Annotated in this window: 3 protein-coding genes and 1 rRNA gene; all 4 read right to left on the reverse strand. The window is 72.6% G+C overall.

Annotated elements, in window-relative coordinates; genetic code table 11:
• Positions 1–342: 342 nt before the first annotated feature.
• Positions 343–591: a hypothetical protein gene (locus QSK03_RS32795; RefSeq protein ID WP_285660016.1), complete on the reverse strand. Its 249-nt coding sequence runs from the start codon at positions 589–591 to the stop codon at positions 343–345.
• The gene (locus tag QSK03_RS32800; RefSeq protein ID WP_285660017.1) at positions 592–924 is read right to left on the reverse strand and encodes a DUF6247 family protein; all 333 of its coding nucleotides are present in this window, start codon (positions 922–924) and stop codon (positions 592–594) included.
• A gap of 410 nt (positions 925–1,334) precedes the next feature.
• Positions 1,335–2,063: a dienelactone hydrolase family protein gene (locus QSK03_RS32805; protein WP_285660018.1), complete on the reverse strand. Its 729-nt coding sequence runs from the start codon at positions 2,061–2,063 to the stop codon at positions 1,335–1,337.
• Between the two features lie 313 nt (positions 2,064–2,376).
• Positions 2,377–2,455 (reverse strand): 5S ribosomal RNA (gene rrf, locus QSK03_RS33500); the annotation flags it as partial.

The following is a 2,455-nucleotide window of genomic DNA, read 5'->3' on the forward strand; positions in this document are numbered from 1 at the left end:
AAACAAAAGGAGGCGCCACTCAAAGAAACCCCACGACACCACACACCCACACAAGGGCACGCAGCGCCGACGAGGACAAACACACCAAACATCGGCACACTGTTGAGTTCTCAAAGGACAACCACACCGCCGTCCAACCCGCCCGATCAGGGCGAACCTTCAGGAGGGCGACCTTCCTAGCTTACTGCATCAACCAGACCAGGTACAACCACTCTTGTCTCGGCGACGGCGGAAACACTACAGGGCCGATGATCCGGGCCCTCACGGGGGGTGGTGTCCCACCGTCGTCGCAGGTCCGGGGCCTCGAGCCCGCCTCGCCCGCACAGCGCGACGGCTCGGCGACTACCCGGCCCAGTGCACCTGGAGCAGGTCCACCCGCCCGAACTGTTCGACCACCACGTACGTCACCAGACCCGCGACGCCGAACGCCATCGTCCGTACTGCCCCGCCGGGGTTGCGGTCGACCAGCGGCTCACCCGACCACGGCGACACCTCGAGGACCGCCAGGACCTCGGCCAGGGCGACGAGGGCCGGACGTGGGAGTGCCTCGAGCTCACCGCGCACCGAGGCGACGTCGATCTCGTAGGCCACCTACAGGCCGAGCTCGGCACGCACCTCGCGCCACGGCGCCGTCGGCACGTCGCGATCGAGCGCTTCGGCGGCACGCGCCCGGAGCCGTCGATACCCCTCGGCACCGCCGGCCGCCGCGGTGACCTCGGCGACGCGTCGCCAGGCGTCGAGGCAGGCGTGCACGGACGAGAGGTCGTAGGACTCGGCGGCCCCGGCGAGGGCGGCGCGCCACTGCCGGTCGAACTCGGTGGCGCTCTCCGGGGCGAGTGCCGCCCGCACCTCGGCCGGCGTCGCGTCCGCCCACGCGCGCCCGTGCCCACCTCCGGGCGGGCGGGGTGAGGCGGCCGCGGTCATGACGCCACCCTACGTCTGCGGGCCGACGCCGGACCGCCGCGCGGCGACGGCTCGGGGCTCTCGGCCCCCGTGTTCCCATCCACCGCGTCCGCCGTCTGGCGCCGGTGCTGTCGGTGCACGCCCGGGTCCTCGGGTCCCCGTACCACCCCGACCCCCCGACGGACGTGGCTCTCGAGCACGCAGACTCCGTCCAGCGCGCGACCGAGCTCAGGAGCCTCGGCGAGATGGACCCGTCCCGCGCCGGGTCAGGGGTGGCAGGCGGCGCGTCGTCGGTGCGAGCGCCATCGATCACCGCCGGGGCCCGGTGGCGACCGGGAGGTCGGCCCTCCGCGTGCCCGACGGACGGTGTGGGCGCTCCCGCCGTGAAGCCGGCCGCACCCACGGCGCGCCACGCCACCACCGGAGCCGTGTCAGGTGAGGTGCCGGGCGAAGAACCGGTTCCCGCTCTCCCCCTCGAACGCCGGGACCCCGGTGTGCCCGCCGGTATTCGCGTGCAGCGTCTTCTGCCGGGTGCCGAAGGCGTCGAACAGGTCCAGCGCCATCTGGCGGTCGTTGTCCTCGTCGTCCCACTGCAGCAGGACCAGGAGAGGGATGGAGACGCGTCGCGCCTCCTCGACCATCGACCGCGGAACGAAGCTCCCGGCGAACAGCAGCGCGGCGGAGATGCGCGGCTCGACCACCGCCAGCCGCACGCCGATCGCCATCACCCCTCCCGCGTACCCGACCGGACCGCCGATGTCCGGCAACGCGAGGAGGGCGTCCAGGGCACCCCGCCATTCCGGGACGGCCGCGTCGACGAGCGGGAGCACGAGCCGATCGACGATCTCGTCGACCGGCTCGCCGGCACGGACCGCGCGGCGCAGGTCCGCACGCGCCTCGTCGGCAGTGGCGGAGCGCGGACGGTCTCCGCACCCCGGGAGCTCGACGGTCGCCGCGGCGAAGCCTTCCGCGACGCAGCTCCGGGCCCGCGTCACGAGCCGCGGGTACATCGCGCGGAGCCCGCCGGGGTGGCCGAGCAGGATCAGCGGCGCGGGCGCCGACGCCGACTCCGTCGTCCACAGGATGCCGGGGACGTCGCCGAGGAGGAAGTCGCGCTCGAGGACGCCGTCATCGAGGCGCCGTTGCGTGGTGAATCGCATGGTCGTGCCCTTCGAGAGTGCGCAGTTCCCGGCGCTCCCGGACGACCTACCGCCCGACCGTGACCACGGAGGGGAGCACCCCTGTCGATGCGTTCACGGATGCCACCTCCTCGTCCTCTCGCACGGCCTCCGCGAACCTAGCAGCGTGTGCCACCGGGTCGCCCTCGATTTCCGGCACGGCTGCGGGCACTCATCGGCCACGAGCGGAAATCCTGCCGACACGACGATGGGGCCGGACACGTGATCGTGTTCGGCCCCATCTGTCGTGCTGTGCTGTTTCCCGGTCCCCGGGTGGTGTGGGGGTGGTCGGGTGTTCCGGCGGTGTCCTACTCTCCCACGACCTGGCGGTCGCAGTACCATCGGCGCTGGAGGGCTTAGCTTCCGGGTTCGGG

Source organism: Actinomycetospora sp. NBRC 106375, assembly GCF_030269665.1.
GTDB lineage: Bacteria > Actinomycetota > Actinomycetes > Mycobacteriales > Pseudonocardiaceae > Actinomycetospora.

What these genes read in the sequence shown, in the direction of transcription:
- QSK03_RS32800 (WP_285660017.1), bottom strand. Translation starts at nt 924, where the DNA reads ATGACCGCGGCCGCCTCACCCCGCCCGCCCGGAGGTGGGCACGGGCGC.
- QSK03_RS32805 (WP_285660018.1), bottom strand. Translation starts at nt 2,063, where the DNA reads ATGCGATTCACCACGCAACGGCGCCTCGATGACGGCGTCCTCGAGCGC.